Below are 2,565 nucleotides of genomic sequence, written 5' to 3' on the forward strand. Positions count from 1 at the left end.
CTGCAGGAACAGGAACATCACCAGGAACACCAGGACCATGGCTTCGAGCAGGGTGTGGATCACCTTCTCGATGGCCACGTCGACGAAACGCGAGGTGTCGTAGGGGACGGAGTACTGCATATCGCTGGGGAAGAACTGCGACAGTTCGGCCAGGCGCGCCTTGACCAGCGTCGCAGTCTCGATGGCGTTAGCGCCCGGAGACAGCTTAATTGCACCACCTACGCCGGGCGTGCCGTTCAGGCGCGAGGAAATGTTGTAGCTTTCCTGGCCCACTTCCAGGCGGGCGACATCGGCCAGCTTGACGCTGGAACCATCGGGATTGGAGCGCAGGACGACCTGGCCGAACTCCTCGGGGTTGTCCAGGGCTCCCTTGACCGCCAGGGTTGCGGTCAGCTCCTGCTCACTGGTACCGGGCGCGCTGCCGAAGGCGCCGGCCGGAACCTGCACGTTCTGTCCGCGGATGGCGTTGCTCACGTCCTCGATGGACAGGCCGTAACCCACCAGTTTCTGCGGATCGATCCAGACCCGCATCGCCGCTTCGGAAGAGAAGAACTGCAGCTTGCCGACGCCGGGCAAGCGGCGTAGTTCGTTGTTGATGTTACGCGCGGCGTAGTCGCCAAGAACGGTAGTGTCGTTGCGCTTCGCGTCTTCCTTATAGTTCAGAACATAAATTAACAGGAAGCCGGCGCTGGTCTGCTCGACCTGCAAGCCCTGGGTGAGCACGGCCTGAGGCATGCGCGCCTCGGCCTTCTTCAGGCGGTTCTGCACGTCGACCTGGGCCAGGTCCGGATCGGTGCCCGGCTGGAAGGTCACGACGATCTCGGCAGTACCGTTGGAATTGTTGGTTGATTCGAAGTACAGCAGGTTCTTGGCACCGTTGAGCGACTCTTCGAGCACGCTGGTGACCGACTCCACCAATACCTTGGCCGAAGCGCCCGGGTAGGTGGCGGTCACGGTGATTTGCGGTGGCGCAACGTTGGGGTACTGCGCCACCGGCAGCTTGGAAATGATCAGCAGGCCGGCCAGGGAGATGAACAGAGCCACCACCCAGGCGAAGCTCGGGCGCTTGATGAAAAAATCGGACATCAAAAAATCCTCGTGTCGTAACCGGGCTTATTGTTTCTGCTCGGTTTCCTGAGCCTGCTTGGCAGTGACCTTGACGCCCGGCTGCACGGCGGCCAGGCCACCGACGATGACCTGGTCACCGGCCTTGAGGCCTTCGGTGATCTGCCAGCGCGAACCCTGCATGGCACCGGTGGTGACCGCGCGGGCCTCGGCACGCTCGTCGGCGCCGACCACCATTACGTGGGAGCTGCCGTCGTTGCCCCGCTTGACCGCACGCTGCGGAACGAGGATGGCCTGGTGGTCAGTGCCTTGCGGAGTCTTCACCCGCACGTACATGCCCGGCAGCAACACACCGTCGGGGTTGGGGAACTTGCCGCGCAGGGTGATCTGGCCGGTGCCCGGGTCGACCGCCACGTCGGTAAACTGCAGCGCCCCCTGGCGCTCGTAGGGGGTGCCCTCGACCCGCAGGGTCAGGGCCTTGCTGTCTCCCGCGGCCAGGCTGCCGGTCTTCAGCGCCTCACGCAGGCGCAGGGCATCGGCGGCGGTCTGGGTGAAGTCGGCGTAGATCGGATCCAGTTGCTGGATGCGCGCCATCAGAGTCGCTTCGCCCTGGCCAACCAGGGCGCCTTCGGTGACCAGCGCACGCCCTACCCGGCCGGAGATCGGCGCGGTGACCGAGGCGTACCCCAGGTTCAGGCGCGCGGTTTCCAGGTCGGCCTGGGCCGAACGGGTCAATGCCTGGGCGCTGTGCAGGTCGGCACTGGCCTTGTCGTAGTCCTGCTGGCTGACCGCTTCGATCTTTACCAGCGGCTCATAGCGCTTGACCCGCGCCAGGGCCTCCTTCATCCCGGCCTGGGCCCGGGCCAGGTCGCCCTCGGCCCGGGACACCGCAGCCTTGAGCGGCGCGGGATCGATCTGGAACAACAGATCGCCGGCCTTGACGTCGGCCCCTTCCTCGAAGCGCTTCTTCAGCACGATACCCGCCACCCGTGCCCGCACCTCGGCCACGCGTACCGGTTCGATCCGGCCTGGCAGTTCCGACGTCAGCGCCAGGGTTTCCGGCTTCACCGCGAATACCTCCACAGGAAGCACCATCTCCGCGGCGCTCTGCTGCTCGCCCGAGGGACCACACCCTGCCAACGCAATGACAACCGCCAATGCACTGACCCTTCCTATTGCACGCAAATCGACCATGGAACACCTGAGTATTGATTGAGGATGGCCAAAATGATACTTTTAAACGCGAATTGAATCAAATATGTCTCATGAGAGATTGTTTTTGACTTTTAGAGACAAAACGGATTCTTTAAGGATCTTAAGTAGATTTCGAAACTCAATTGAGACTTGGTGATGGACTTAACCCCCAATGACACACGACTCATTAAGGCGCTGGCCGTGGCCATCGTTCATCACCCGCGCGCGACACTGAAGGAATTGGCTGAAGCCGCCGGCACCAGCCGAGCCACACTGCAGCGTTTTTGTGGCACGCGTGACCATCTG

Annotated in this window: 2 protein-coding genes and 1 pseudogene; 1 reads left to right on the forward strand and 2 read right to left on the reverse strand. The window is 62.7% G+C overall.

Features of this window, described 5'->3' with window-relative positions:
• Both H7A76_RS32125 and H7A76_RS32130 read right to left on the reverse strand, forming a co-directional pair.
• Positions 1-1,086, reverse strand: a 1,086-nt coding sequence (locus tag H7A76_RS32125) for an efflux RND transporter permease subunit (protein ID WP_185702231.1), incomplete at its 3' end; no start/stop codon positions are given.
• A 27-nt stretch (positions 1,087-1,113) separates the two neighbouring features.
• Positions 1,114-2,259 (reverse strand): MexC family multidrug efflux RND transporter periplasmic adaptor subunit, encoded by a 1,146-nt coding sequence (locus H7A76_RS32130; protein ID WP_185702232.1) that lies wholly within the window; start codon positions 2,257-2,259, stop codon positions 1,114-1,116.
• Positions 2,260-2,415: 156 nt separating this feature from the next.
• On the opposite strand from H7A76_RS32130, the pseudogene H7A76_RS32135 reads away from it, so the two are divergent.
• Positions 2,416-2,565 (forward strand): annotated as a pseudogene (locus tag H7A76_RS32135) (transcriptional regulator); the annotation flags it as partial.

This window comes from Pseudomonas sp. MSSRFD41 (assembly GCF_014230245.1).
Classification (GTDB): Bacteria; Pseudomonadota; Gammaproteobacteria; order Pseudomonadales; family Pseudomonadaceae; genus Aquipseudomonas; species Aquipseudomonas piscis.

Coding starts and splice junctions, on each gene's coding strand:
- H7A76_RS32130 (WP_185702232.1), bottom strand. CDS start 2,259: ATGGTCGATTTGCGTGCAATAGGAAGGGTCAGTGCATTGGCGGTTGTC.